Origin of the sequence: Streptomyces sp. NBC_01013 (genome assembly GCF_045162765.1) — a bacterium.
GTDB lineage: Bacteria > Actinomycetota > Actinomycetes > Streptomycetales > Streptomycetaceae > Streptomyces.
Genome location: NZ_CP108687.1, coordinates 7,395,418 through 7,420,968 on the forward strand (window position 1 = coordinate 7,395,418; position 25,551 = coordinate 7,420,968).

Sequence of the window (25,551 nt, forward strand, 5' to 3'; positions counted from 1 at the left end):
GCATCGCCGGGGCCGCTCAGGCCGGTTCGCGCCGCCGCGCCGGGGGCACGGGCACGGAGTGCGGCGCGGCCGGCAGCGACGAGGCGCGGATCATCAACTCCGGCAGGATGAGCGACCGCTGGGCCGGGCGACGGCTGCCTTCGAGCAGCCGCGCCAGCATCATCTCGACGGCCGTGCGGCCCACGAGTGCCTTGGGCGGCCGCACGGCCGTGATCGCCGGATCGGCGAGATGGGCCACCTCGTCGTCGTAGCTGACGATCGCCAGGTCGTCGGGGACGCGGATGCCCTGCTCGGTCAGGTACTGGACCACCGAGAGTGCGTCGGGGTCGCTGTGCACGATGAGCGCCGTGATGCCCGAGCGGCGGCAGCCTTCCAGGATGTCACCGATGATCCGGCGGTGTCCGGGCACGTCGAGGGCAACGCTCTCACGTATCAGGAAGTCAGCGGACAGACCGAGCTCGGCGCAGGCGCGATGCCAACCCACGGCAAGGTGCGCGGAGGTGGGGCTGCCCTTGGACAGCACGAGCCCGATATTGCGGTGGCCGAGTGTGTGCAGATGGCGGACCGCCATTTCCAGCCCGGTCGCGTGATCGCTGCGCACCCATTCGAGCTGGTGCGGCGTCGGGGTCCAGTCCGGTGTGTTGCGCTCCACGAAGATGACGGGGACCGGCAGCTTGCCGATCCAGTCGATCATCTCGTGCATGCCGGGGCCCTCCAGGTTCGGCGCGAGGAGCAATCCCTGCACCTGTCCGGATTCGGTCAGCCGGACGATCTGCCGACGGTCCTCCGCCTGGTCGTAACTGGATCCCCGCAGCTGCACGTTGACGCCGTGCGCCGCAGCGGCGTTGCGGACGCCACTGACGATGTGCGGCCAGTAGAAGTCCAGCGAGGGGACCACCATCCCGATCGTGAACGCGGGCATGGCGAGCCGTCTCCGCCGCACCGGCTCCTGCTCCAGGGCGGAAGGCAGCGTGGCCCCGCCGTGCACCCGGGTCAGCAGGCCACGCTCGGCCAGTGCCGCGATGTCGCGCCGGATCGTCAGCTCGCTGACCGAGAGGTCCTGCGCGAGATCGCGTACGCGAACAGCGCCGTGCAGCCGCAGCTGGTCCATCAGCCGTTCGCGGCGTTGCAGTGCGAACATCTGGTCCGCCCTCGCGGAGGATCCCGCGGGTCCCTCCGGCTCGGTGGGGCGTGTCGACGCCATGGCGCTTCCCTCCCGTCCGGTGCTGCGACCGGGCGATGTTCGAATGTGTTCGGCTCGTTTCGTCTGTGGTCGAGCTCTGGTGGGTCTGTGTGGGTGACCACTATCTCTGACTCAGCGTCTTCTGGCTGGAACTCGCCGGAAACACGGATGGCACCTGCTGTTTGAGCGGGTGCCCACAGACAGAGGAGCCCGCACCGCATGCAGACCAAGGCCCGCGCTCTGGTCGTGATGAGCAGGCCCAGCTTCGAGGCACACTTCGATCAGGACCGGCTGCGCCGCCTCGCCGACCTCGTGACCCTGGACGAGCCCTGCTGGACGGACGACCTCGACAGCCCACGGTCGCGCGAACGTCTGGCCCGCGCCGAAGTGCTGCTCACGTCGTGGGGCGCGCCCGCTCTCACACCGCAGCGGCTCGCCGCGGCACCCCGCCTGCGGGCCGTACTGCACGGCGCGGGCAGCGTGCGCGACATGGTCGGGCAGGAGGTGTGGCGCCGCGGGATCCGGGTGACCAGTGCCGCCGACGCCAACGCCGTGCCGGTGGCGGAGTACACCCTCGCCGCGATCATCTTCGCGGGGAAGAAGGTCCCGTTCCTCGCCGCCGACGAGCAGCACGCGTACGGGGGCTGGGGCTCGGTCAGCGGCTACGGCGACCTGTCCAACTTCCGGCGGACCGTCGGCATCGTCGGCTTCTCGCGGATCGGCCGCCAGGTCATCGAGCTGCTGCGGGTGCTGCGCGGCACCACCTGCCTGGTCGCCGACCCGTACGCCGATCCGGAGGAGGTGGCGCGGGCCGGTGCGAGGCTCGTACCACTGGAGGAGATGCTGCCGCGGGTCCACGTTCTGTCCGTGCACGCCCCCGAGCTGCCCGAGACCCACCACCTCATCGGCGCCGAACAGCTGCGGATGCTCCCCGACTTCGCGACGGTCATCAACACCGCTCGCGGCTCGCTCGTCGACCCCGACGCGCTGGCGGCCGAATGCGCTGCGCGCCGGCTCTTCGCGATCCTCGACGTCACCGACCCTGAACCGCTGCCCGCCGAATCGCCGTTGCGTCGCCTCGCCCGCGTGATGATCACGCCGCACATCGCCGGTTCCCTGGGCACCGAGATCGGCCGGCTGACCGACCACGTCCTCGACGAACTCGCCCGCTGGACCGCCGGCAAGCCGCTGCACGCCGAGGTCACCGCGGAGAGCTGGGCCCTGGGCCTGAGCGCCTGACCCCGACCCGCTGCCTCATCGTTCCCACCGCTCAAAGGAGAGCCGCCGCAATGAAGTTGACGAAGAACCTCGCCCGTATCGCGCCGCTGGTCGTCGCCGCGACCCTCACCGCAACCGCCTGCGACGCCAGCGGCACGGACAGTGCCTCGTCGTCCAACGGCAGGACCGTCGTGAAGATCGCCTTGTGGAACTACAAGACCACGCCCGAGTTCAAGGCCCTGATCGACGGATTCGAGGCCAAGAACCCGGACATCGACGTCCAGCCGGTCGACATCCTGGCCGACAACTACCCGGAGAAGGTCACCACCATGCTCGCGGGCGGTGACACCACCGACATCCTCACCATGAAGAACGTCACCGACTACGCCCGCTACGCCACCCGAAACCAGCTCGTTCCGCTGACCGGCGAGGCGGCCGGGCTGGACAAGGCGTCGTACTCCGGTCTCGACGACTACAACCTCAAGGGCAAGTACTACGCGCTGCCCTACCGCTCGGACTTCTGGGTCCTCTTCTACAACAAGGACATGGTCGGCAAGGAGGACCTGTCCAAGCTGACCTGGGACGACTACGCGGAGCTCGCCAAGAAGTTCACCAAGGGCTCCGGCTCCGACAAGGTCTACGGAACCTACCTGCACACCTGGCGCTCCGTCGTCCAGGCGGTCTCCTCCGCGCAGACCGGTGGCGACCAGCTCGGTGGTGACTACGCGTTCTTCAAGGACCAGTACGAGATGGCCCTCGGCCTGCAGAAGGCGAAGGCGACCCTGCCGTTCTCGACGGCCTCCAGCAACCAGATCACCTACGACTCGCAGCTGACCACCGGCAAGGCCGCCATGGTCCCGATGGGCTCGTGGTGGGCAGCCGCGCTGCTCGCCGAGAAGGCGCAGGGCAAGAACGACGTCAACTGGGGCATGGCGCCGATGCCGCAGGTCAAGAACGACGGCAAGTCCGTCACCTTCGGTTCGCCGACCGCCTTCGCCGTCAACAAGAAGGCTCGCAACGCGGACGCCGCCAAGAAGTTCGTCACCTGGGCCTCCGGTCCGGAGGGTGCCGCCGCCGTCGCGAAGATCGGCGTCACGCCCGCGTACACCAGCGACAAGATCCTCGACACCTTCTTCTCCGTCGACGGCATGCCGACCGACGCGCTGTCCCGCAGGACGATGCAGCCCACCACAGTGCAGCTGGAGATGCCGGTCGGCGACAAGACGTCCGACATCGACCAGATCCTCAAGGAGGAGCATGAGATGATCATGAGCGGCGAGAAGTCCGTCGACGACGGCATCAAGGAGATGGACAAGCGTGTGAAGGACGAAGTCCAGTGAGCGTCGTCGCACCCCCCGTCACCCAGCACGCGCCCGACGGCGCTTCCGCGGCCCACCAGGCCGCCGCGAAGCGCCGGCGGCGCCGCAACCTCCTGGTCGGCTGGTCTTTCATCCTGCCGAACTTCCTCGGGTTCGCCGCGCTCACCCTCGTCCCGGTGATCGGCGCGCTCGCGATCTCCTTCACCGACTGGGACTCCTACTCCACCCCGAAGTGGGCGGGCCTGGACAACTTCCAGCGGCTGTGGAACGACTCCAACTTCTGGGCCGCACTGCAGAACACCCTGTACTACGCGGCCGGACACATCCCGCTCACCCTCGTGGTCTCGCTAGGGCTCGCCGTGCTGCTCAACCAGAAGCTGCGCGGCGTGCACGTCCTGCGGACCGCCTTCTTCTTCCCGTACATCACCTCGCTCGTCGCCGTTGCCGTGGTGTGGAACATGCTGCTGAGCCCCGAGTCGGGCCCGGTCAACCAGTTCCTGTCGTTCCTGGGCGTCGACCACCCGCCGGGCTGGACCAGCTCCCGGGACTGGGCGATGCCTGCGCTGATCATCACGAGCGTGTGGCGGGACATGGGCTACTACATGGTGCTGTTCCTGGCCGGACTGCAGACCGTCCCGGCCGAGCTGTACGAGGCGGCCCGCATGGACGGCGCGGGGTTTTGGCAGCGGTTCTGGCACGTCACCCTGCCGGGGCTACGGCCCACGACCTTCTTCGTCACCGTCATGATCACGGTCTCCAGCTTCAAGGTGTTCGACCTGGTGCAGGTCATGACGGAGGGCGGGCCGGGCCGCTCCACCCTCGTCCTGTCCCAGCTGATCTTCCGCGAGGGCATCACGCAGGGCCGCTTCGGCTACGCCTCGGCGGTCTCCCTCGCGCTCTTCCTGATCTGTCTGGTGATCACGGTGATTCAGTTCAAGATGCAGCGAAGGAGCGAACGATGAGTACCACCGTGCTGCGCAAGGGCGGGGCCGCGCCGGCGGCCCCGGCCCCCGCAAGCCCTTCGGCGGGGCCCCGCGCTCGTGGCGGCGCGGTGGCCGTCACCGGGCAGATCGCCCTGTACGTGCTCCTCGCCGTAGTGGCCCTCGCGGTTCTCCTGCCGTTCATCTGGATGCTGATCTCGTCGGTCAAGGATGACCGCGATGTCTTCACGGTGCCGATCCAGTGGATCCCCGAAGAGTTCAAGTGGGACAACTTCACCACCATCTGGACGCGGGTCCCGTTCGCGGCCTACCTCGGCAACTCGTTCTTCCTGAGTATCGTGATCACGTTTCTGCAGGTGCTCACCGGCAGCTTCGCGGCGTACGGCTTCGCCAAGATGCGCTTTCCGGGCCGGGATCTGCTGTTCACCGGCTACATCGCGACGATCGCTGTGCCGTGGCAGGCGTACATGGTGCCCCAGTACGTGATCATGCAGAAGCTCGGCCTGGTGAACTCGTACACCTCACTCATCCTGCTGCAGGCGTTCGGCGCGTTCGGCGTCTTCCTGATGCGGCAGTTCTATCTGACGATCCCGGACGAGATCAGCGAGGCGGCACGCCTCGACGGTCTGACCGAATACGGCATCTGGGCGCGGATCGTGCTGCCGCTGTCCAAGCCGGCCCTCGCGAGCCTCGCGCTGCTGACGTTCGTGAACACCTGGAACGACTACATGGGGCCGTTCATCTACCTCACCGACAACCGCCTGTGGACGGTGCAGCTGGGGTTGCGCGCCTTCATCGGGCAGTACGACGCGGAGTCCGCGATGATCATGACGGGTTCGGTGCTCTCCGTGATTCCGGTCCTGGCGGTGTTCCTGCTCGGGCAGCGCTACTTCGTGCGAGGCATCGCGACGACCGGTGTGAAGGGCTGACGGGTGGAGAAGACGGAGACGGGCCGGCGCCCGCGGCTCAATGTCGCCCACGGCTCATGGGAGTTGATCTGGGCGCACGTCCACCGTGTCCTGGTCGTCAACCTCGGGATCGCCGTGACGAACCTGCCCCTGCTGGCCGCGTTGCAGCTGACCCATCAGCCGTGGCGGCACCCGGTCTTCTTCGGGCTGTTGGTGCTGACGCTGCCGGGCCCCTCCCTCGCCGCCGCGTTCGCGTATCTCGGGGCGGCAACCGGGGACGAGCAGGCCCCGGTGCGGCTCTTCGCCCGGGCGTACCGGCAGTTGTTCCGGCGAGCGGTACTGGTTTCCTGCCCCTTCGCGCTGCTCGTGATCGCTGCCGTCGCGGATGTGGTGACCCTGCGAACCTTCGCGCTGGGTGCGGCGGTCGTGCCGATGGCGGTGGTGGTCGCGATGGTGGCTGTCGTGGCGTGGCCGGTCGCGCTCGCGCACGTGGCCGGTGGCGGGGGTGCCGGTCGGCGCCTCTTCCTGCTGGCGCCGTACGCGGCGATCCGGCACGGGCTGTTGTCCCTGATGAACCTCGTGCTGGGGATCGTGGCCCTGGTGCTCGTCAACCAGGCGCCACTGCTGGGGCTCGCGGTGCTGCCCGGGTGCGTGCTGTTCGTGGTGTGGCGCAACTGCCGGGTCATGGCGATCATGGGCGATGCGGATGCGGCGAGCGATCCTGTCCTGCGAGAGGGGGGACGTGATGTCATCGACGGCTTCCGGTCGGCCGGGACACCGGCAACGTCCGCTGGACACTGACCGGCCGGGCGGCCTGCACGCCCGCATCCGGTCGGCGGCGGACTCCGCGCGGAGCACACCCCTGCCTGACCTTCCGTTCTCCGCGTACCGCCGCTTCGACGACGACGGCGACCGTCTGGCGTACGAGAAGCTGTACTTCCGGCGCCGAGCGCTGGTGACGGCCCTCGTTGCCGAGGCCATGATCGACCCGGCAGTCCGGCTCGACCCCCTGGCCGATGCCTTGTGGTCCGTCTGCGACGAGTACACCTGGGCGCTGCCCGCCCACGAGATGCATGCGACCCGCGTGGGCCGGGGCATGGACCAGTGCCTCGACCTGTTCGCCGCGCTCACCGCACAGCTGCTCGCCGAGGCGGTCCAGATCTGCGGCGACCGGCTCGACCCCCGGGTCGCCGCCCGCGTGCGCGACCAGGTGGACCACCGGGTTCTGTCCCTGCTCGCCGACGACGAACGCCCGCTGCTGTGGGAGGGGTGGTCGCACAACTGGGCTGCTGTGTGCGGTGGTTGCGTGGGGCTTGCGGCATTGGCCCTGTGGGATCCCGGGCCGCGCCTGACCCGGGTCCTGGACCGGTGCCGAAGCGCCCAACTCACTTACCTCAGTGGCTTCGGTGACGACGGGGGCTGCGCGGAAGGCGTGGGGTACTGGGTGTTCGGCTTCGCGCACTTCGTCTACTTCGCCGAGGGACTGCGGGAGTTCACGGGGGAGGACCTGCTCGCGCACCCCAAGGCGGCTGCCATCGCCCGTTTTCCGGGTGCGGTGCATCTGGGCGGTGGGCTGTTCCCCGCCTTCTCGGACGGGGAGGAGCGGCCTCGGGTGCCCGCCGGTCTCGCCCGACAGCTCGCGCGGAGGCTCGGTGTCCGGATCCCCGCCGAAGCCGTGGAGACCACGGACGGTGGCGCGGACCTCTCACGGGACTGGGCCGACCTGTCCCGGACCCTGCGCTGGGGCGCCCCGGACCCCGCCCGCGCGCCGGAACCCGAGCCGTCAGCGGTGTACCTCCCCGACCTCGCCTGGCTGGTCGACCGCGGACAGGGAACGGCCTTCGCGGCCAAGGGCGGCCACAACGCCGAGCCGCACAACCACAACGACCTCGGCCAGTTCGTCCTGGCGGCCCGGGGTGAGGTCCTGCTCGCCGACCTGGGCGCAGGTGAGTACCGCAAGGGGTACTTCGACGAGTCCACCCGCTACGCGTTCCTTCACGCCTCCTCGCGCGCGCACTCCGTTCCCCGCGTCGACACGCGCGAGCAGTCCCCGGGCGGCGCCCGCTCGGCCCGGCTCCTCAAGCTCCACCTCCACGCGTGCGGTGCGGAGCTGACCTTCGACCTCGCCGGCGCCTACGAGGTGGACGGCCTGACAGCACTGCGCCGCGCCTTCTCCTGGAACCGTGACACCGGGGAACTGCTGCTCGTCGACGAGGTGGAGACAGAACGCCCCCTACCGCTGGAAGAGGTGTTCGTCAGCCGGCTTCGCCCCGAACTCCGCGAGGGCGGGGCCGTGTGGACCGGAACCGCGGCACGGGCCCACCTGGGCCTGCCGGAAGGCTGTGTCCCGCACGTCGAAACGCTGCACACCACCGACCACGAGGGTGCTCCCGACACGGTCCACCTCCTGCGGCTCGGCTTCGACCTCGTCGAGCCACGGGTCAGGTTGCCGTTCCGGTTCACCGTCGGCTCTGCCCACGGTGGGGGCGGTCCCGGGGAAGTACGGTGAGTTCCCGGGGGCGCCGCACCACGTGATCGTGTTGTCGGGCCGCGAGGAGTTCACGCAGGCGGTTCTTCCAGCCCGGCGGCCGAGCCCCTCGCGCCGAGAGCATGTGCAAGCGCGCCCAGGGTCACGCCGACGATGGCGCGCAGTTGCTCTGCGCTCGCGCCGCTCCTGCTCATGACCGCAAGGGACAGGTTCACGGCTGCGACGTGGACGGCGAAATCGTCGGCCGTCGCCTCGTGCAGTCCGCCGGCCCTCAGGGCGGCGCCCAGTCGGACGCGCTGGAGGCCGACCGCCTCGTTCGTGCGCGCGGCGACGCTGGAGCTGAGTACCGGTATCGCCATGGCGGACTGCGCCACCAGGCACCCGTCGGGCAGATCGGGGTCCGCGATGCGTTCCAAGGTGACCTCGAAGAACGCCCGTACCGCTGCGAGCGGCCGATCGGCGGCGCAGGACAGTGCGGCGTCGTACTTCTCCCCGTAGCGCGTGGCGTAGCGCTCCAGGCAGCGGACGAAGAGCGCGTCCTTGTCCCCGAGGGAGGAGTAGATGGAGCTGCGGTTGAGCCCGGTTGCCCGGGACAGGTCGTCCACCGACGTGTCGGCGTAGCCGGCCCGCCAGAACTGGGTCATCGCGGCATCGAGCACCGCGTCCATGTCGAACTGCTTCCTGCCTGCCATGCCGCACTTCCTTGCTGCTCCGACCTCTGTGCTGCCGGCCATCCTATCTTGAACCAAACAGTTCAAGATGGTTGGGCTCCGCGCATGGTCATGTTCCGGCGCCACGTACCTCGCGGCGGTGAGGCGACACGACGTGTGCGTCCGGTTCGCAGACCGGCCGCAACGGGAAACGGGCACCGCGCTCGCCGCACCCCGTCATGTGGCCGAGGTCGAGGACCGGCCGGCATCCAGGACCAGCACACCCGACACCGATGGAGGAATCCATGGCTGACCCCACGACCACCGCCCGCGTCTTCGACAACCCACTCCCCGACCTGCCGCTGCGCGGCCTGGCCGGTTTCACCCACCGTTGGGTCCACGCGGGCGGGGTCCGACTCCACGCGGTTGAAGGCGGACAGCCCCGTGGACCGGTCGTCGTGCTGCTCGCTGGATTTCCGCAGACCTGGTGGGCGTGGCGAAAGGTGATGCCCGTCCTGGCCGACCGTTGCCACGTCATCGCGATCGACCTGCCAGGTCAGGGCCATTCCGAACGCCCGGACGCCGGCTACGACACACACACGGTTGCCGCGCACGTTCAGGCCGCGGTGAACGCGCTCGGAGTCTCGACCTACTGGCTGGTCGCCCACGACATCGGCGCGTGGGTCGCCTTCTCTCTCGCCCTGAAGTACGAGAGCCGGCTGCGTGGTCTCGCGCTGCTCGACGCCGGGATCCCGGGCATCACACTCCCCGACACCATCCCGACCGATCCCGAGAGGGCCTGGAAGACCTGGCACTTCGCATTCCACCTCGTGCCCGGCCTGCCCGAGACGCTGCTCGCAGGCCGCGAACGCGATTACGTCGGCTGGTTCCTGAGAGTCAAGGCCCTCTCCTCCGAGACGTTCGGCGACGCCGAAATCGAGGAGTACGCCGCGGCCCTCGCAGCTGACGGTGGGCTCCACGCCTCCCTGGCGTACTACCGGGACGCTGCGGAATCGGCACGGAAGAACCACGAGATCCTGGAACGACGGCGTCTGGCAGTGCCGGTTCTCGGGATTTCCAGCAGCCACGGCTCCATCCCCGACATGGCGGCTTCCATCAGGCCGTGGGCCGACTCCGCCACCGGGGTCGTCGTACCGGACGCAGGACACTTCATCCCGGACGAACAGCCCGCCGCCGTAGCTGCCGCCCTCGCCGATTTCATCAACGAAAGCGACTGACGCCGGTCGGACTGCTCGCCGGAGCGACCTGCTCGCGTCGCACGGCGATTCGCCGAATGGAGTACGCGCCGCACCGGGGTCTGTCCGCGAGGGGACGGTTCCGAGCGCGCGAGCCGGGCGTGAGCGGCCCCGACGCCGCGAGGCGCGTCCGACCCGCGGCTTCTTGGCCCACCGCGGAGCTCCGGAGTCGGCCGGCAAGGTCTGCGACCGCGCAGGTCCGCGTCCCGAATAAGCCCGGCCGGCAATGCCCCGGGGCTCCGATGGTGCCGCTCAAGATGCGTGGCCGGAGGGAGTGGCCAGACTGGCTGTATGGCAGAACAACGTCGAACTGAAGCCGGGAGCACCAAGACGGCAACTGGTCACCGCGCAAAATCCGCGCGGGGGCCGGAGCACGCGGCCCGCGCTGCCTGCCAGAGCCTGGAGGGGCTGATCTGTCACCCCGCAGAGGGGGTGTCCGCTGTACGGCGTTCCGACGACGGATGGTGTGTCGTCGTGGACGTTCTGGAAGTACCGCGGATTCCCGACACGACAAGCCTCCTCGCCTCCTACGAGGTGCAGCTCGATCGGGCCGGTGAACTCCTGGAATACCGCAGGGTCCGGCGCTACCGACGTGGTGCGGCCGACGAGTGATTCCGATTTCGCTCCCCTGCTGGAAGGACATTTCATGAGCGCGACCACGTACTCCGACGAAGTAGTGGCCTGCCCGCCGCGCGCCGGCACGTTGTACGACGTACTGGAACTGATCCTTGACCGTGGCATGGTCATCGACGTGTTCATCCGGGTCTCACTGGTCGGCATCGAGATCCTCAAGATAGACGCGCGCATCGTCGTGGCGAGTGTGGACACCTATCTGCGGTTCGCGGAGGCGTGCAACCGGCTCGACCTGGAACGCGATTCCGGCAGCACGACCATCCCCGAACTGCTCGGTGGTGGTGTGGCCAAGTCCATCGGCAAGCGCAAGGTGCGAAGCGCGGCCGAGAGCGTGGGCGACACCGTGCGAAAAGCGGTGGGCGGCGGCGAAAAGGAAGAGGACGACCACGAGCCGCAGGAACGGCCGAGGAAGCGGCGCGCTCCTGCCCGCAGCAGCGCGAGCCGACGATGACGCGTGGAGGCATGAGGTGACAGCAGACGGTGTGTACGTCTACGCGATCCTGCGGTCGGGGACTCCGCTCCCGAAGGGCATCGGCGGCGTGGGATCCCCTCCCGCGCTCCTCCGTACCATCAGGCAAGGCCGGCTCGAAGCGGTCGTCAGCGATGCGCCGTCCCAGCTCCGAGCGCGCCGTCGTGACCTGCTGGCGCACCAGGACCTTCTGCTGCGCCTGACGGACGAAGGTCCGGTGCTGCCCATGCGGTTCGGCATGGTCGCGCCCGACGAGGAGACGGTCCTCGGGCAGCTGGCTGCCGGAGAATCCGGACACGTCGCCACGCTGAACCACCTTGCCGGCCGCATCGAGATCAACGTCAAGGCGCTTCCGGCACCGAACGCGCTGGCAGCCCTCGTTGCCGAGGAGAAGAACGTACGGCAGCTCCGCGAGGCCGCGCGGCGGCACCCGGGCTACGAGGCCAGTCTCCGTCTGGGCGAGGCCATCGCGGCCGCTCTCACCCGTAGGGCGGCAGCGGCGGGAAAGCGGCTTCTGGGTGAACTCGCCCCCAGGGCCCGCGCGGTGGCCGCCGGTCCCGAGGTCTCGGGATGCGCACTCAACGTGTCCTTCCTCGTCGACCACAGCGACTCCGACACCTTTCTCACCCGGGCCCGCGATTTCGCGGATGCCCACCGTGACCATGTGGACCTCAGGCTTGCCGGCCCGTTGCCCTGCTACAGCTTCGTCTCGGCGGAGGCCCGCCCCGTACCTGTGGGCGGGGAGTGAGATGGGACTGATCACCGGCCTGCTCACGTTCCCGATCGCGCCGGTCCGGGGCGTGGTCTGGGTGGCGGAGAAGCTCCACGACGCCGCAGAGCGCGAGCTGCACGACCCCGCCGTGCTGCGCACGCAGTTGGCCATGCTCAACCAGGAACTCGAGTCCGGAGACATCAGCCTGGAGGAGTTCGAACGGGAAGAGGAACGGTTGCTGGACCGGCTGCACGCCGCACGGGTCGGTCCGGCACACATCGATCGAAGGTGATGTGCTCATGGAAGACCAGACCAAGGTGACCCTCGCGGCCGCACTGGTGGGCGGCTATGTGCTGGGCCGGACCAAGAAGGGGCGGCTGGCACTCACCGTCGCTACCTATCTGGCCGGCCGACGATTCGGCCTGGAGCCTCGTCAGCTTGCCGCGGAAGGCATGCGACGTCTCGGCGAAGTTCCCCAGTTCGCGGAGCTCCAGGACCAGCTCCGGGGTGAGGTCCTCGACGCGGGCCGCAAGGCAGTGACTGCCGCTGCCAACCGCAGCATGGGCTCGCTGGCCGAGGCGATCAGCGACCGTACGGCCCGTCTCCTCGAACCTCCGCGTGACGACGAAGCAGAGGACGAGGACGAGTACGAGGACGAGTACGAGGACGACGAGACTCCGGACGAAGAAGACGCGGAGTACGAGGACGAATACGACGACTACGAGGGCGACGAGGAGCCCGAGGAAGAGGAAGAGCCCGAGGAAGAGGAAGAGCCCGAGGAAGAGCCCGAGGAGGAGCCCGAGGAAGAGCCGGAGAAGCGGCAGCCGAGAAGGCGGGCGTCCCGGACGACTGACTCAGGCCCGGCGAAGAAGACGGCGGCGAAGAAGTCTGCCCCGGCGAAGAAGACGGCGGCGAAGAAGTCCGCTCCGGCGAAGAAGACGGCGGCGAAGAAGTCTGCCCCGGCGAAGAAGACGGCGGCGAAGAAGTCTGCCCCGGCGAAGAAGACGGCGGCGAAGAAGTCTGCCCCGGCGAAGAAGACGGCGGCGAAGAAGTCCGCTCCGGCCAAGAAGACCGCAGCGAAGAAGTCGGCGCCGGGCAAGTCGTCGACTTCGAAACGGTCTGCATCCAAGCGCTCCAGTGGTCGGAGGTAGCGAGTCATGGCCAGGACGGAAAACGCAGAGCCTGAGGAAGAAGAGTCCGGGTTGGACAAGCTCCGTGGCGAGTTGTCCAAATTCGTCAGTACGCATGTGGAGAAGCTCGCGGAGAAGGCGGGGGACAAGCTGACGGATGTGACCGGCCAGCTGACCGATGTCGCGGAGAACGGCGGATCACTGCCGGCCATCGGTTCCCGTGTCCTCCAGGGCGAATCGCCGGTGAAGGCATTCGTCTCGGAGAAGGCCAAGGGCGTCAAGGACAACGTTGTGGAGAAGGCCAAGGAAGCCTTCGGTGGCGGTGGAAAGGGCAAGCGCAAAGCGAGCGGCGGCAAGGTGATGAACATCATCGAGGTGCTCGATGTGGGAGTGCCCCTGCGTACCGCGTACGACCACTGGAGTCAGTACGACCAGTTCAGCAGTTTCGCCAAGGGCGTGCGAGACGTCTCCATGGGGGACGAGACGGACAGTGACTGGAAGGTCAAGGTCGGCCCGTCGTCACGCAGCTTCAAGGCCACCGTTCAGGAGCAGGTGCCCGACGAGCGGATCGTGTGGACCTCCGAGGGTGCCAAGGGCACCACGCGCGGCGCCGTGAGCTTCCATGAGCTGGCCCCGTCCCTCACGCGCATCGTCCTGGTCATGGAGTACTACCCGTCCGGGTTCTTCGAGAAGACGGGCAACCTCTGGCGCGCGCAAGGACGGCGTGTGCGACTCGACTTCAAGCACTTCCAGCGGTACGTCAGCCTCACTGAGGAGGAGCCGGAAGCGTGGCGCGGCGAAATCCGAGACGGAGAAGTCGTGAAGTCCCACGAAGAGGCCATGGAAGAGGAAGAGGCCGAGAACGAGGAAGGCCAGGAAGGGGAGGACGCCGAGGACGAGTCGGAAGCGGAGGACTACGAGGACGAGGACGGCTCGGACGCGGAGGACGGCGACGAGGACGAGTGGGATGAAGAGGACGATCAGCTGACGGACGAGGACGAGGACGAGGGAGACGAGGAGGACGAAGGCGAGGAGGACGAAGGCGAGGAAGACGAAGGCGAGGAAGACGAAGAGGAGGACGAGGAAGACGAGGAAGAAGCGCCGCGCAGAAGGCGGCCGGCGGGCGCCAAGCGATCGCGGAGGGCTCGCAGTGACTGACCTCGACTTCAGACAAGGTGCATCTCAGCCCGTCCCCGGGCCGCAGACCACCAACCTCGCCGACATTCTCGAACGCGTCCTCGACAAGGGCATCGTGATCGCCGGTGACATCAAGATCGACCTTCTGGACATCGAGCTGCTCACCATCCGCCTTCGCCTCTTCGTGGCATCCGTGGACACCGCGAAGAAGGCCGGTATCGACTGGTGGGAGACCGATCCAGCACTCAGCTCCCACGCGGCACGGAACGCTCTCCAGGACGAGAACCGGGAACTGCGTGAGCGGCTGGAAGCACTCGAATCCCGGTCCGAGGAGAGGTCTTCGGCCGAGCAATGATCGAGGGAGAACGGAAGCACATGACGGAGCGGAGCCCCGAGGATTCGGGGGCGAACGCCATCTACGTGTACGCGATCTGTCGCACCGAGGAGCCTTTGGCCCTCGACATGGTCGCCGGGATCACTGATGGCGAGCCTGTCCGATCGCTCGCCGTGGGGTCTCTCACCGCGGTCGTACAGACCGTGCGGGCGGCCGAGTTCACGGACGAGGCCTGGCAGGAGCGGCTGTCGGACGAGATCGAACTCGAACGGTGTGCCCGAGCCCACCACGCGGTCGTATCGGCGGTTGCCGGCCACGCGCCGACGGTGCCTCTGCCGCTGGCGACGCTGTACCACGGAGAAAACAGGGCCAGGAGCGCGCTGAACGACGAGGCGGCGCGGTTTCACACGGCACTGGAACGGATCGCGCATCACGCCGAGTGGGGTGTGAAGGTGTACGCGCCGAGCCCGCCCGGCGGTGGGCGCGATGCTCCGGTACGGCGGCCGAGCGCGCCGGTCGACCGGGGGCGCCCGGCCCCCGGAGCGGGACGGGCCTATCTGGAACGCAAGCGGAGCCAGCAGGCGCAGCGCGAACAGCGGCAAGGCGATTCCCTGCGCATTGCCGAGGTCGTGGATGAGGACGTCAGCCGCATCGCCACGGCATCCCGCCGACTTCGGCCGCACAGCCACGGAGCCGTAGGCGGCCACCGGGTGCAGGTCCTCAACGCCACCTATCTGGTCGCCGAGCACCGGTCCGCGGCATTGCAGGTGCTGGCCGCCCGTCTGCGGGAACGCACCGGCGCGGAGATCGAGATCTCGGGCCCCTGGGTCCCCTACTCCTTCGTGGGCGAGGTGTGATCCGTGACGCGTGATGTGGTTCCGTGGGACAGCCCTGGCGCCCTGAACGGTCCCATCGGGGTGCCGCTGGTGGATCTCCTGGACCGGGTGCTGGCTACCGGCGTCGTCATCAGTGGTGACCTGGTCATCGCCATCGCCGATGTCCCGCTCGTACGACTGTCGTTGCACGCTCTACTGTCCTCCGTCAACGAACGCGTACCTGCCCCGTGGGCGGACAGCGGGCCGCTGTGACCAGTTCAAGGGTTGACCTGGACTCCGAGCAGATGGGGCGTGACCTCGTCACGTTGGTCCTCACCGTGGTCGAGCTGCTCCGTCAGCTGATGGAACGGCAGGCCATGCGCCGCATCGACCAGGGCGACCTCACCGACGAGCAGACCGATGAGATCGGCACGACGCTCATGCTGCTCGACCAGCGCATGACGGAGCTCTGCGAGCAGCACGGGGTGCGCCCGGAGGACCTCAATCTCGACCTGGGGCCGCTCGGCAGTCTCCTGCCCCGGGACTGACGGCGGGAGCGGGTGTCCGCGGGAGGGATGCGGGGGCGCCGCCCGTCGAGGGCGGTCCGCCACGCACCGTGCGCCGGCCATCGGATGGCGGAGCCCGGGTTCCCGGAGCATGGTGGAACGTGGGGCTCCGGGGCACACGCCGGCAGGACCGGCCCGTTCGGGTGCGCGGGCCGCCGCCGGGGCCTGCTGCCGTGGACCCTTGGCCGGGACGGGGCCGAGGCGGATTGCCGGAGAGTCCGAATGGACCAGGGAATCGCGGGCACCCCGTCCTACACATCCACACCATGCCCCTCATGGAGTGGAGCGCCCGCAGGCGCCCGGCGTGAGAACGCTCCGGATGGGGCCCGCGCATCAGCGCAGTCCGTGCAGCAGAGGAAGGACGTTCCGTTGGCCGACACATCCCGCTCCCAGCCCCGGAAGCCCGAGCCCGACTTTCCCCAGCAGGATCAGCGGCACCCCGGGTGGACGGGCCCCATGGACCCGCCTCCGGATCACGGTGAGGACTCCTACCGGGGCAGCGGACGGCTGCAGGACCGCAAAGCGGTCCTGACCGGCGGCGACTCCGGCATCGGGCGGGCCGTCGCGCTGGCCTTCGCCCGGGAGGGCGCCGACGTGATGTTCACCCACCTGCCCGAAGAGGGCGAGGAGGCGGCGGAGACCACCCGGCTCATTCAGGAGGCCGGCCGCGCGGCCGTCGCCGTCGTCTGTGACATCCGTGAGGAGGAGCAGTGCCGGCTGCTCGTCGAACGCGCGGTGGACGAATGGGGCCGCATCGACGTCCTCGTCAACAACGCCGCCTATCAGATGTCGCAGCCGGAGGGCATCGCCGCGATCACGACCGAGCAGTTCGACCGTGTGGTGCGTACCAACCTGTACGGCATGTTCTGGCTGTCGAAGATGGCGCTGCCGCACATTCCGCGGGGCGGTTCCATCATCAACACCACCTCGATCCAGGCCTACAAGCCCAGTCCGCACCTGCTGGACTACGCCATGACCAAGGGAGCCATCGCGACCTTCACACAGGGTCTGGCCCAGATGGTCGCCGCCGATGGGGTCCGCGTCAACGCGGTGGCACCGGGGCCGGTCTGGACACCCCTGATCCCCGCGACGCTCCCGGACACCGCGGAGTTCGGCAAGCAGTCGCCGCTGGGCCGCCCGGCCCAGCCGGCGGAGATGGCCCCCGCCTTCGTCTTCCTCGCCTCCCCGGAAGCGAGTTACATCACCGCGGAGATCGTCAACGCCACCGGTGGCTCCCCGATCCCGTAGCACGCCGGACGCCCGAGGGCCTGACAGCGCTTCGTGTACACGGCCGTGAACGTCACGGACCGAAGAGAACATGAGAGGCGGACAGCATGCGTGCTCTGACCTGGCAGGGTCGACGGGATGTCCGGGTGGAGACGGTCCCCGACCCGGTGATCGAACAGCCCGACGACGTGATCGTGCGGATCACGTCCACCGGGATCTGCGGTTCCGACCTGCACTTGTACGAAGTCCTCGGGCCGTTCCTTGACCCCGGTGACATCCTGGGGCACGAGTCCATGGGTGTCGTGGAGGAGGTCGGACCCGAAGTGACCGCCCTCGTCCCCGGGGACCGGGTCGTCATCCCGTTCAACGTCTCGTGCGGCACCTGCCACATGTGCTCCCGGGGTCTGCATTCGCAGTGCGAGACGACGCAGGTGCGTGCGTACGGCTCGGGCGCCTCGCTGTTCGGCTACACCAAGCTCTACGGGCAGGTGCCGGGCGGGCAGGCCGAGTACCTGCGGGTGCCGTTCGGCAACAACCTGCCCGTCAAGGTGCCCGACGGGCCTGCCGACGACCGGTTCGTCTATCTCTCCGACGTGCTGCCGACCGCCTGGCAGGCCGTGGAGTACGCGGCGGTGCCACCCGGTGGCTCGCTCACCGTGCTGGGGCTCGGCCCGATCGGCGACATGGCGACGCGTATCGCCCAGCACCGGGGTGCGGGTCTGGTCATCGGCGTGGACCTCGTGAACGAGCGCCTGGACCGTGCTGCCGCGCACGGGGTCACCTGCCTGGACCTGCGCCGTCACGAGAAGGACCTCGGCGACGCGGTGCGCGACCTGACGGGCGGGCGGGGCACCGACGCGGTGATCGACGCGGTCGGCATGGAGGCGCACGGCAACCCGGTGACCAAGGCCGCCCAGTGGGCGACTGGGCTCCTGCCCGACGCCCTGGCCCAGCCGTTCATGCAGAAGGCCGGCCTGGACCGCCTCGGCGCGCTGTACGCGGCGATCGATCTCGTACGGCGTGGCGGAACCGTGTCGCTCTCCGGGGTGTACGGCGGAGCCGTGGACCCCATGCCGCTCCTGCGCATGTTCGACAAGCAGCTTCAGTTCCGCATGGGCCAGGCGAACGTGCTGCACTGGGTGCCGGACATCCTGCCGCTGCTCACGGACGACGACGTCCTCGGCGTGGACGGCTTCGCCACTCACCACCTGCCGCTGGAGGACGCGCCACGGGCGTACGCGGACTTCCAGGCGAAGCGGGACGGCATGATCAAGACTCTGCTGCGCCCCTGACCGTGCGGGGCGGTGCCTCAGGGCCGTCCCGCCGAGGGCCGGGGCCGACCGGGCCCCGCGGTGCGGGTCGCTCAGGGACGGCGTCCGCCGGGGCACAGGGCCCCTGGTGACGGTCTCGGCAACTGGCTCATCCAAGACTTTTGACTCCTCGTGCACCGGGAAGCCGTACCCCATGGATCATTCGACCGCTCCCGTACTCGACGCCGTGAAGGCGTACCAGGCGCAGAAGCAACTGCCCTTCACGCCTCCTGGTCACAAGCAGGGCCGGGGAGCCGATCCGAGAGTGCGTGAGGTCCTCGGCGACGCACTGTTCGACGCGGACATGCTCGCCGTGTCGGGTCTGGACGACCGGACCACGTCCCACGGGGTCCTGAAGCGGGCTGAGGAGCTGATGGCCGACGCGGTGGGCGCCGACCACACGTTCTTCTCCACGTGCGGCAGCTCGCTGTCGGTGAAGGCGGCCATGCTGTCCGTCGCCGGACCGCACCAGAAGCTGGTGGTCGGGCGCGACGCGCACAAGTCGGTCATCTCGGGCCTGATCCTTGCGGGTATCCGCCCCGTGTGGGCCGATCCCCAGTGGGACCCCGATCGCCATGTTGCCCACCCGCCGGCTCCCGAGGCCTTCCGGGCGGCTTTCGAGGAACACCCGGACGCGCGGGGCGCACTGGTCACCAGTCCGACGCCGTACGGCACGTGCGCCGACATCGGAGCGATCGCGACGCTGTGTCATGAACGGGGGGTGCCGCTGATCGTGGACGAGGCATGGGGCGCCCACTTGCCCTTCCACCCCGACCTGCCTTCCTGGGCCATGGATGCCGGCGCCGACATCTGTGTGACATCGGTCCACAAGATGGGTTCCGGACTCGAACAGGGGTCGGTCTTCCACCTGAGGGGCGACCTGGTCACCCCGGGGACCCTCGCCTCGCGCGCCGATCTGCTGGACACCACCAGCCCCTCGGTGCTCATCTACGCCGCTCTCGACGGATGGCGGCGCCAGATGGTGGAGCACGGCCGTGAGCTCATGGGCCAGGCACTCTCCACCGCTCGCCGGGTACGGGCGGCCATCGAGGAGATCGAAGGCCTGCACGTCAATGACCGTGACGACTTCTGCGGGCCCGGGCGCGCCTTCGACCTGGACCCTCTTCAGGTCTTCATCGACCTCAAGGGGGTCGCGTTCAGCGGATACGATGCCGCCGACTGGATGCGCCGTCACCACCGGATCAACCTGCACACCTCCGACCACCGGCGCATCAACGCCCAGCTCACCCACGCCGACGACGAGACGACGACCGCGCGACTGCTGGACGGCCTGCGCGACCTGGTGGACCACGCCGACGAGCTTCCCGCGGCCCCCGACATCCGCGTCCCGGCTCCCGGTGTCCTCCGCCTCCGGCAGGAGACCCTTCCGCGTGACGCCTTCTTCGGCGCCATCGAGCAGATTCCCGCAGAGCGGGCGGTCGGCAGGGTCTGCGCCGAGATGCTCACGCCCTACCCTCCGGGGGTCCCGGCAGCTGTCCCCGGCGAACTCCTCAACCAGGCCGTGGTGGACTACCTGCGGACCGGAGCCGAAGCGGGGATGTTCATTCCGGACGCGGCCGACAGCAGCGCCCGCACCATCCGCGTGTCCGTACACGACGTCGACGCCGACTGACCGGTCCGGGGAGACCCCGCGCCCGGGCGTGCACTGTGGGGGTGCGGGGCGTTTCGACGCGGTGACGAGCCACCTGCCGTACGCGCCCACGCCCGCGAGGTGCCACCGCGGCCGCGATCGCCCCTCGGGACACGGCGGACCCAGGCCCCGCTCCCACCCTGGCGGAGCGCGCCGGCCGGCGTCAGACGGGGGTGCGCGCGAGCAGCGCCGTGAAGTCGGTCCCGGCCGGCAGGGTCCCGAAGGCCAGGCCCCGGTCCCCGGCCAGCCGGGACGCGCAGAAGGCGTCGGCGACCGCGGCCGGAGCGTGGCGTACGAGCAGGGAGCCCTGGAGGACGAGGGCCGCGCGCTCGATGACGCGCCGGGCGCGCAGGGGAGCGTCCTCGGTCGAGGCGAGTTCGCCCTGCAGTTCCCGCCAGGCCGAGTCCAGACGTCGGTCGGCACCGGAAGCGGCCTCGATCTCCGTGCGCAGAGCCTGGAGTGACTCGGGCTCACGTGACAGGGCGCGCAGCATGTCCAGCGCGTTGACGTTGCCCGAGCCCTCCCAGATGCCGTTGAGCGGGGCATCGCGGTAGAGGCGGGGCAGGCCGGAATCCTCGATGTACCCGTTGCCGCCCAGGCATTCGAGGGCCTCGGCGACGGCGGCGGGCTGGCGCTTGCACACCCAGTACTTGCCCACCGCCGTGGCGAGCCGCAGGAAGGCGCGCTCCTGGGTGTCGCCCTGCTGGGCGCGGTCCGCCGCTCCGGCCAGGCGCAGCGCCAGCGTGGTCGCGGCCTCGGACTCCAGCGCCAGGTCGCCGATCACGTTGCGCATCAGCGGCTGGTCGATGAGCTTGGCGCCGAACACGGCCCGGTGGCGCACGTGGTGGGCTGCCTGTGCGAGTGCCGCGCGGGTGCCGGCGGCGGAACCGAGTACGCAGTCCAGGCGGGTCATGGTGACCATGTCGATGATGGTGCGCACGCCCCGTCCCTCGTCCCCGACGAGCCAGGCCACGGTGTCGTCGAACTCGGGCTCGCTGCTGGCGTTGGAGCGGTTGCCGAGCTTGTCCTTGAGGCGCTGGATGCGGAAGGTGTTGCGGCTGCCGTCGGGCAGGACCCGGGGGACCAGGAAGCAGGACAGACCGGCCGGGGCCTGCGCGAGCACGAGGAAGAGGTCGTTCATCGGGGCGCTGGTGAACCACTTGTGTCCCCGCAACCGCCATGTGCCGTCGGGCTGTTGCGCGGCTGCGGTCGTGTTGGCACGCACGTCGGTGCCGCCCTGCTTCTCCGTCATGCCCATCCCCGCGAGCAGGCCGCGCTTCTCGGCCGGGGCGCGCAGGCCGGACTCGTACACACGGCTGGTGAGCAGGGGTTCGTACGTCTTCGCGAGGTCGGGGGCGTGCCGCAGCGCCGGAACCGCCGCGTACGTCATCGAGACGGGGCAGCCGTGGCCCGCTTCCGTGCTGCTCCACACCATGAAGCCCGCGGCGCGGGCCACATGGGCACCGCTCCGCTCGTCCGCCCAGGGGGCGCCGCCGAGACCCTCGCTGATCGCCACGTCCATGAGGGCGTGGTACGAGGGGTGGAACTCGACCTCGTCGACGCGGTTGCCGTAGCGGTCATGGGTGCACAGTCTCGGTTCGTGACGGTTGGCGTCGTCCGCCCAGCGCTGCACCTCCTCGCTGCCCGCCCGGCGGCCCAGCCGGTGCAGGTCGTCCAGACACCACTCGGCGCCCTCGCGGCGCACCCCCTCGACCAGCACCGGGTCATCCGCCACGTCGTGGCCGGTCAGCGGCGGGGGCTGGTTGGTCACGTCATGGGTGGTCGCGGTGGGGTGACTGCCGGGTGTGGAGGTCGCGGGCATGATGAGCCTTTCCGGGCGAAGACGGGTCAGGGGCGAGGTGACGCGGGGGGCGCACCCGCGCAGCGCAGCGCCATGGCGATGAGCTCGGCGAGAAGCCCGTCGGTGTCGTTCTCCTCCGGAGCGCCGAGGGGCGCCACGAGGACCTCGCCGATCGCGCCGGTGAGGGCGGCGGCGGTGACCTCACCGTTCTGGGTCGGCAGGGCCCCCTGCGCGATGCCCTCGCGGATCACCTCGGCGAACAGCGTGCGGTAGCGCCGACGGAAGTCGAGACGTTCCGTGCCGACGGCCGTGTCGGCCGGCGCGGCGAGGAGCGCATAGGCCAGGCCACGGTTCTCCAGAGCGCGGCGGGCGAAGACCTCGATGCCCTGGGCGATCCGCTCGACCGGCGTTCCGGGGCGGCTCAGCACGGAGTCGAGGACGTCGACCTCGCGCCCGGCGGCTCGTCGGAAGACCTCGACCGCCAGGGCCGACTTCGAGGCGAAGTGCTGGTACACCGACCCTGCCGCCATGTCGGCGGCATCGGCGACGGTGGTCACCGACGCCCCTGACCAGCCCACTTCGGCGACCACATCGGTAGCTCGGGCGACGAGGTGCTCCCGGGCCGATGCGAGACGCCGGAGTTCGGCTGGGGTCTTGCGGTAGGCCATGAAAGAAGTGAAGCACCATTCATACTTTCCCGGCAAGAGCGGGGGTCGCCGGCGCTCCGTCCCGGGGGAAGGCGTGCACGCCGGCGCCGTGCCGGACGGCGTCGCTCACTCGGCCGCGTGGGGCGCGTCGGTTTGCGCGACCGCCGAGACCGGTCCCGCCGCGAACGCCGTGCCGGATGCGGCGGCGACACGAACGGAGCTCAGCCGAGACCGCGATGCGAGGCCCACAGTTCCCCGGCACGGCCGGCAGCGCCCGCTACCAGGGCCGCCAGCGCCGGGTCGTCGGGGACCGGGAAGGACACGTACGCGCCCCGACCGCCACCGACCGGCCGGCCGTACGCCTTCGCCGCGAGAGTGCCGTCAGGGAGGAGCCGGACGTTGAGCGTGGTCAGCGTGAACGCTTCACCGCGTCGGGTGTCCGTCCATCGGAGCTCCTGCGGGATCGTGACGTTGACCGCCAGAGCGCTCACTTCCAGGTCGATGCTCATGGACGGATGATTTCACGTGAAGGGCCCCAGGCAGTCGGGGAACCCACAACCGAAGGACGGGGCGATGGCCTGACCTGCACAGGCACACGGCCCGCTGCGGCATCATCCGCCTCGAGCCGTCTCTGAACGAACGCGAAGACGTCGTTCCGTGCCCGGTGCGGGCGGCGCTGCGGAGCCGACCGGCGCGGTGGGTCGGAACGGTCCGCCAATGATCTCGAATGGGACAGGACGCACGGCACCGCGATCCAGCACGGACACCTGCGGATGCCGGGTTTCCTCGCAGTCCACGGGCGGTTCGCGCCACATCGCCGACCCGTGCTCGCGAAATCCCCTCAGGGCGAGTGCCCCCGGCCCTGGAAGCCTTGACGGCGGGAATATGATCACGTCGATCGGCCAGGGGGGTCGGATCTTTCAGGGCCTCTGGGGGGCGACGCCATGGGTGTCATCGTGGGTGCGATCGTTGCGGTATTGATCGTCGTGGGCGTGTGGTGGGTCGTCCGGACCTACAACCGACTCGTTCGGCTGCGGAACCAGACACAGGCTTCGTGGGCGCAGATCGACGTGCAGTTGAAGCGGCGGCATGAACTGATACCGAATCTGGTGGAGGGTGCGCGCGGCTACGCCGCTCACGAGCGCGGCACCTTCGAGGCGGTCACCGCCGCGCGCGGCGCGGCAGTGAGCGACGGGCTCGGTGTAACGGAGCGGGCGGCAGCGGAGGACGCGCTCACCACGACGCTGGGCAAGCTGTTCGCACTCGGGGAGAGCTATCCCGATCTCAAGGCGGATCAGCACTTCAGCACGGTGCAGACCGAGTTGAGGTCGGCGGAGGACAAGATCGCGTACGCGCGGCAGTTCTACAACAGCGCCGTGCAGAGCTACCACACGGCCCTCGAGAGTTTCCCGGGGAACGTCGTGGCCGGGCTCGGCGGGGCGCACGAACGGCGGGAGTACTTCGAGGCCGCCGGTGTCGCGCAGGATGCCGTCCAGGTGAGATTCGCGTGACGCTCATCGAACAGCTCTACTGGGGCGGCGCCGCCCTGATCGTGCTCTGGCTGGTCACCTTCGGGTTTGTACTGGTCGCCACCCGAAACGGCGTGGTCACGCCCGGGCCCGCGACCCAGGAGTTCGGGGACGACCCCGAACCGCCGGCCGTGGTCAGCCTGCTGGGCAATCACTGGCGCGGCGTGGAGCACGCCGCAGCGGCCACCCTGCTGGATCTCGCGGCCCGCGGTCTTGTCGAGCTGCGACAGCCGGGCGACGACCCGGCCCGCAGCAGCGTTCATGTCACCGAGGCCGGCCGGACGGCGTCGGGGCTGATGCCGTACGAGCAGCGGGTGCTGAACCGCGTCACCGCCCGCGCGGCGAACGGCGCCGCGCCCATCGGGGCGATCGCCTTCCGTGACGTCAAGCGTGCCGCCGCCTGGAACGCGGAGCTGCGCCAGGAGATCATCGCCGAGGCGCGACTGCGTGGTCTGTCCCGGTTCCGGTATCCACGGCTGCTCGGCAGTGCGCTGCTGATCGGTGCGTTCGCGCCCGGTGCGCTGTTCACCGTGGCGGCGATCATGGGCGGACACAATGTGCGTGCCGCGCTCGCCGTGGGTGTGGCACCGGGGGCCGTGCTCGGCTTCCTGCTTGCCAAGTCGCTGGGCGAGCGGGCGACCCCGAAGGGCCTCGCACGCGCCGGGCATTGGGCCGGACTGCGAGCCTGGCTGACGGCGCACGAGGACTTCGCGCAGCTACCGCCCGCATCCGTGACGGTCTGGGACCGCTATCTCGCGTACGGGACCGCGCTCGGCGTCACCAGCCTGACCAGCCGCCTCCTCGGCTTCGACTCCGGAGACCGGCGACGCGTCTGGTCCTCGTACGGAGGCACCTGGCGACCGGTGCGGATCCGATACCCGCGGCTGCGCCCCGGATTCGGCGGCTCGACGAGCCGGCTGCTGCAGTTGGCGTCCGCGGCGGGCGTGGTAGCGGTGGGCCTCTGCGCCTTCGCGGTGCTGCGGCAGCCGGACTGGGTGGTCGCGGTCGACGCGCACAGCGACGGCTCGCTGCGCCGGCCGGGGCTGGTGCTGAGCGCCGGCTGGGTGGGCAGTGTGCTGCTCGGGCTTGTGGTGGCGGGCAAGTTCAGCCGCTGGACGCTGCTCGTGGCGTTCCTGGCGATGATGCCCGGCAACTTCGTGAGTGGAAGCCACGGCTGGTTCAGCGATGCGGCGGCCCACGAGGGGCCCCTGCTCGGCGAGTTGGCGGCTGTCGGGGTCTTCGGCGCGCTCGCCGTCTACTTCCTCGTGCTCGCCTGCCTGGAGCGGCGGGAGCCCGACACCATCACCGGTGAGGTGCTTCGGATGGAGTCGCGCAAGGGCAAGGGGGTGGCCCGCTTCCTGGTCCTGGACGAGGGGAACACGGACCTGACCACCGCATGGGCTCTGCCTGCTGCCTCCCAGGGCATCGCGACCGGCGCTCAGGTGCGGCTGAGGATCTCGCGGGCCACCCGCACCATCCGCTCCGCGGAGCTGGTGAGGGCCGCGATGCCGGAGGGCGACCGAGTGGCCGCCAAGCAGGCCGCCTCCTAGGGCGTGTTCCGGAGCGCATCCCCGGCGATGCGCTCCGGACGCCCGCCCCGCGCATACCGCGGCCAGGTCTTCCGGCG

At 69.5% G+C, this 25,551-nt stretch carries 27 protein-coding genes; 22 read left to right on the forward strand and 5 right to left on the reverse strand.

Translation table 11 applies throughout. The features are described from left to right. Positions 1-16: 16 nt before the first annotated feature. Entirely contained in the window at positions 17-1,204 is a 1,188-nt protein-coding gene (locus tag OG538_RS32280; protein ID WP_406099016.1) for a substrate-binding domain-containing protein, read from the reverse strand. Positions 1,205-1,402: 198 nt separating this feature from the next. Between OG538_RS32280 and OG538_RS32285 the strand changes: the two genes are divergently transcribed. Genes OG538_RS32285 through OG538_RS32310 form a run of 6 tightly spaced genes read left to right on the forward strand, consistent with a single transcriptional unit; the run spans position 1,403 to position 8,078 of the window. Then, positions 1,403-2,422 carry a hydroxyacid dehydrogenase gene (locus OG538_RS32285; RefSeq protein ID WP_406099017.1) on the forward strand — a complete coding sequence of 340 codons (1,020 nt, stop codon included), beginning with the start codon at positions 1,403-1,405 and terminating at the stop codon, positions 2,420-2,422. 50 nt (positions 2,423-2,472) lie between these two features. Beyond that, positions 2,473-3,741 (forward strand): ABC transporter substrate-binding protein, encoded by a 1,269-nt coding sequence (locus OG538_RS32290; RefSeq protein ID WP_406099018.1) that lies wholly within the window; start codon positions 2,473-2,475, stop codon positions 3,739-3,741. Beyond that, complete coding sequence (locus OG538_RS32295; RefSeq protein ID WP_406099019.1) at positions 3,738-4,682, forward strand: carbohydrate ABC transporter permease; 945 nt, start codon at positions 3,738-3,740, stop codon at positions 4,680-4,682. Before OG538_RS32290 ends, OG538_RS32295 begins: the two co-directional genes overlap by 4 nt. After that, entirely contained in the window at positions 4,679-5,590 is a 912-nt protein-coding gene (locus OG538_RS32300; protein ID WP_406099020.1) for a carbohydrate ABC transporter permease, read from the forward strand. Before OG538_RS32295 ends, OG538_RS32300 begins: the two co-directional genes overlap by 4 nt. Before the next feature lie 3 nt (positions 5,591-5,593). Then, positions 5,594-6,370: a hypothetical protein gene (locus OG538_RS32305; RefSeq protein WP_406099021.1), complete on the forward strand. Its 777-nt coding sequence runs from the start codon at positions 5,594-5,596 to the stop codon at positions 6,368-6,370. Further along, entirely contained in the window at positions 6,315-8,078 is a 1,764-nt protein-coding gene (locus tag OG538_RS32310) for a heparinase II/III family protein (protein WP_406099022.1), read from the forward strand. Before OG538_RS32305 ends, OG538_RS32310 begins: the two co-directional genes overlap by 56 nt. 50 nt (positions 8,079-8,128) lie before the next feature. On the opposite strand, the gene OG538_RS32315 is transcribed toward OG538_RS32310, so the two are convergent. Further along, on the reverse strand, positions 8,129-8,749 hold the full coding sequence (locus OG538_RS32315; RefSeq protein WP_406099023.1) for a TetR/AcrR family transcriptional regulator: 621 nt from the start codon (positions 8,747-8,749) through the stop codon (positions 8,129-8,131). A gap of 263 nt (positions 8,750-9,012) precedes the next feature. On the opposite strand from OG538_RS32315, the gene OG538_RS32320 reads away from it, so the two are divergent. The 14 genes from OG538_RS32320 to OG538_RS32385 all read left to right on the forward strand — a co-directional run bounded on the left by OG538_RS32320 (position 9,013) and on the right by OG538_RS32385 (position 19,929). Next, complete coding sequence (locus OG538_RS32320) at positions 9,013-9,945, forward strand: alpha/beta fold hydrolase (RefSeq protein ID WP_406099024.1); 933 nt, start codon at positions 9,013-9,015, stop codon at positions 9,943-9,945. A gap of 309 nt (positions 9,946-10,254) precedes the next feature. Then, positions 10,255-10,575 carry a gas vesicle protein gene (locus OG538_RS32325; protein WP_406099025.1) on the forward strand — a complete coding sequence of 107 codons (321 nt, stop codon included), beginning with the start codon at positions 10,255-10,257 and terminating at the stop codon, positions 10,573-10,575. A 34-nt stretch (positions 10,576-10,609) separates the two neighbouring features. After that, complete coding sequence (locus OG538_RS32330; protein WP_406099027.1) at positions 10,610-11,047, forward strand: gas vesicle structural protein GvpA; 438 nt, start codon at positions 10,610-10,612, stop codon at positions 11,045-11,047. Between the two features lie 16 nt (positions 11,048-11,063). Beyond that, positions 11,064-11,813 (forward strand): GvpL/GvpF family gas vesicle protein, encoded by a 750-nt coding sequence (locus tag OG538_RS32335; RefSeq protein WP_406099028.1) that lies wholly within the window; start codon positions 11,064-11,066, stop codon positions 11,811-11,813. A gap of 1 nt (position 11,814) precedes the next feature. After that, positions 11,815-12,069: a gas vesicle protein GvpG gene (locus OG538_RS32340; RefSeq protein WP_406099029.1), complete on the forward strand. Its 255-nt coding sequence runs from the start codon at positions 11,815-11,817 to the stop codon at positions 12,067-12,069. Between the two features lie 7 nt (positions 12,070-12,076). Beyond that, positions 12,077-12,928, forward strand: coding sequence for a histone protein (locus OG538_RS32345; RefSeq protein ID WP_406099030.1), 852 nt, complete (start codon positions 12,077-12,079; stop codon positions 12,926-12,928). A 6-nt stretch (positions 12,929-12,934) separates the two neighbouring features. After that, positions 12,935-14,065 carry an SRPBCC family protein gene (locus OG538_RS32350; protein WP_406099031.1) on the forward strand — a complete coding sequence of 377 codons (1,131 nt, stop codon included), beginning with the start codon at positions 12,935-12,937 and terminating at the stop codon, positions 14,063-14,065. After that, on the forward strand, positions 14,058-14,399 hold the full coding sequence (locus OG538_RS32355; RefSeq protein ID WP_406099032.1) for a gas vesicle protein: 342 nt from the start codon (positions 14,058-14,060) through the stop codon (positions 14,397-14,399). The genes OG538_RS32350 and OG538_RS32355 overlap by 8 nt, the downstream gene beginning before the upstream one ends. A gap of 20 nt (positions 14,400-14,419) precedes the next feature. After that, positions 14,420-15,235 (forward strand): GvpL/GvpF family gas vesicle protein, encoded by an 816-nt coding sequence (locus OG538_RS32360; protein WP_406099034.1) that lies wholly within the window; start codon positions 14,420-14,422, stop codon positions 15,233-15,235. A 3-nt stretch (positions 15,236-15,238) separates the two neighbouring features. After that, positions 15,239-15,466 (forward strand): gas vesicle protein, encoded by a 228-nt coding sequence (locus OG538_RS32365; protein ID WP_406099035.1) that lies wholly within the window; start codon positions 15,239-15,241, stop codon positions 15,464-15,466. Beyond that, positions 15,463-15,741, forward strand: a complete 279-nt coding sequence (locus tag OG538_RS32370; RefSeq protein WP_406099037.1) for a gas vesicle protein K — start codon at positions 15,463-15,465, stop codon at positions 15,739-15,741. Before OG538_RS32365 ends, OG538_RS32370 begins: the two co-directional genes overlap by 4 nt. 387 nt (positions 15,742-16,128) lie before the next feature. Then, on the forward strand, positions 16,129-17,007 hold the full coding sequence (locus OG538_RS32375) for an SDR family oxidoreductase (protein WP_406099038.1): 879 nt from the start codon (positions 16,129-16,131) through the stop codon (positions 17,005-17,007). A gap of 86 nt (positions 17,008-17,093) precedes the next feature. After that, positions 17,094-18,278, forward strand: a complete 1,185-nt coding sequence (locus OG538_RS32380) for a zinc-dependent alcohol dehydrogenase (protein ID WP_406099039.1) — start codon at positions 17,094-17,096, stop codon at positions 18,276-18,278. A gap of 172 nt (positions 18,279-18,450) precedes the next feature. Further along, positions 18,451-19,929, forward strand: a complete 1,479-nt coding sequence (locus OG538_RS32385; protein ID WP_406099040.1) for an aminotransferase class I/II-fold pyridoxal phosphate-dependent enzyme — start codon at positions 18,451-18,453, stop codon at positions 19,927-19,929. A 181-nt stretch (positions 19,930-20,110) separates the two neighbouring features. Here the strand turns inward: OG538_RS32385 and OG538_RS32390 are convergent, their stop codons facing one another. The 3 genes from OG538_RS32390 to OG538_RS32400 all read right to left on the reverse strand — a co-directional run bounded on the left by OG538_RS32390 (position 20,111) and on the right by OG538_RS32400 (position 22,904). Beyond that, a complete protein-coding gene (locus OG538_RS32390; RefSeq protein WP_406099042.1) occupies positions 20,111-21,769 on the reverse strand; it encodes an acyl-CoA dehydrogenase family protein in 1,659 nt (552 codons plus the stop codon). Between the two features lie 26 nt (positions 21,770-21,795). Then, on the reverse strand, positions 21,796-22,416 hold the full coding sequence (locus OG538_RS32395; RefSeq protein WP_406099044.1) for a TetR/AcrR family transcriptional regulator: 621 nt from the start codon (positions 22,414-22,416) through the stop codon (positions 21,796-21,798). 200 nt (positions 22,417-22,616) lie between these two features. Next, positions 22,617-22,904 carry a hypothetical protein gene (locus OG538_RS32400; RefSeq protein WP_406099045.1) on the reverse strand — a complete coding sequence of 96 codons (288 nt, stop codon included), beginning with the start codon at positions 22,902-22,904 and terminating at the stop codon, positions 22,617-22,619. A gap of 435 nt (positions 22,905-23,339) precedes the next feature. On the opposite strand from OG538_RS32400, the gene OG538_RS32405 reads away from it, so the two are divergent. Both OG538_RS32405 and OG538_RS32410 read left to right on the forward strand, forming a co-directional pair. Beyond that, the gene (locus OG538_RS32405) at positions 23,340-23,906 is read left to right on the forward strand and encodes a LemA family protein (RefSeq protein ID WP_406099046.1); all 567 of its coding nucleotides are present in this window, start codon (positions 23,340-23,342) and stop codon (positions 23,904-23,906) included. After that, positions 23,903-25,474, forward strand: coding sequence for a DUF2207 family protein (locus tag OG538_RS32410; protein WP_406099048.1), 1,572 nt, complete (start codon positions 23,903-23,905; stop codon positions 25,472-25,474). The genes OG538_RS32405 and OG538_RS32410 overlap by 4 nt, the downstream gene beginning before the upstream one ends. Positions 25,475-25,551 lie beyond the last annotated feature (77 nt).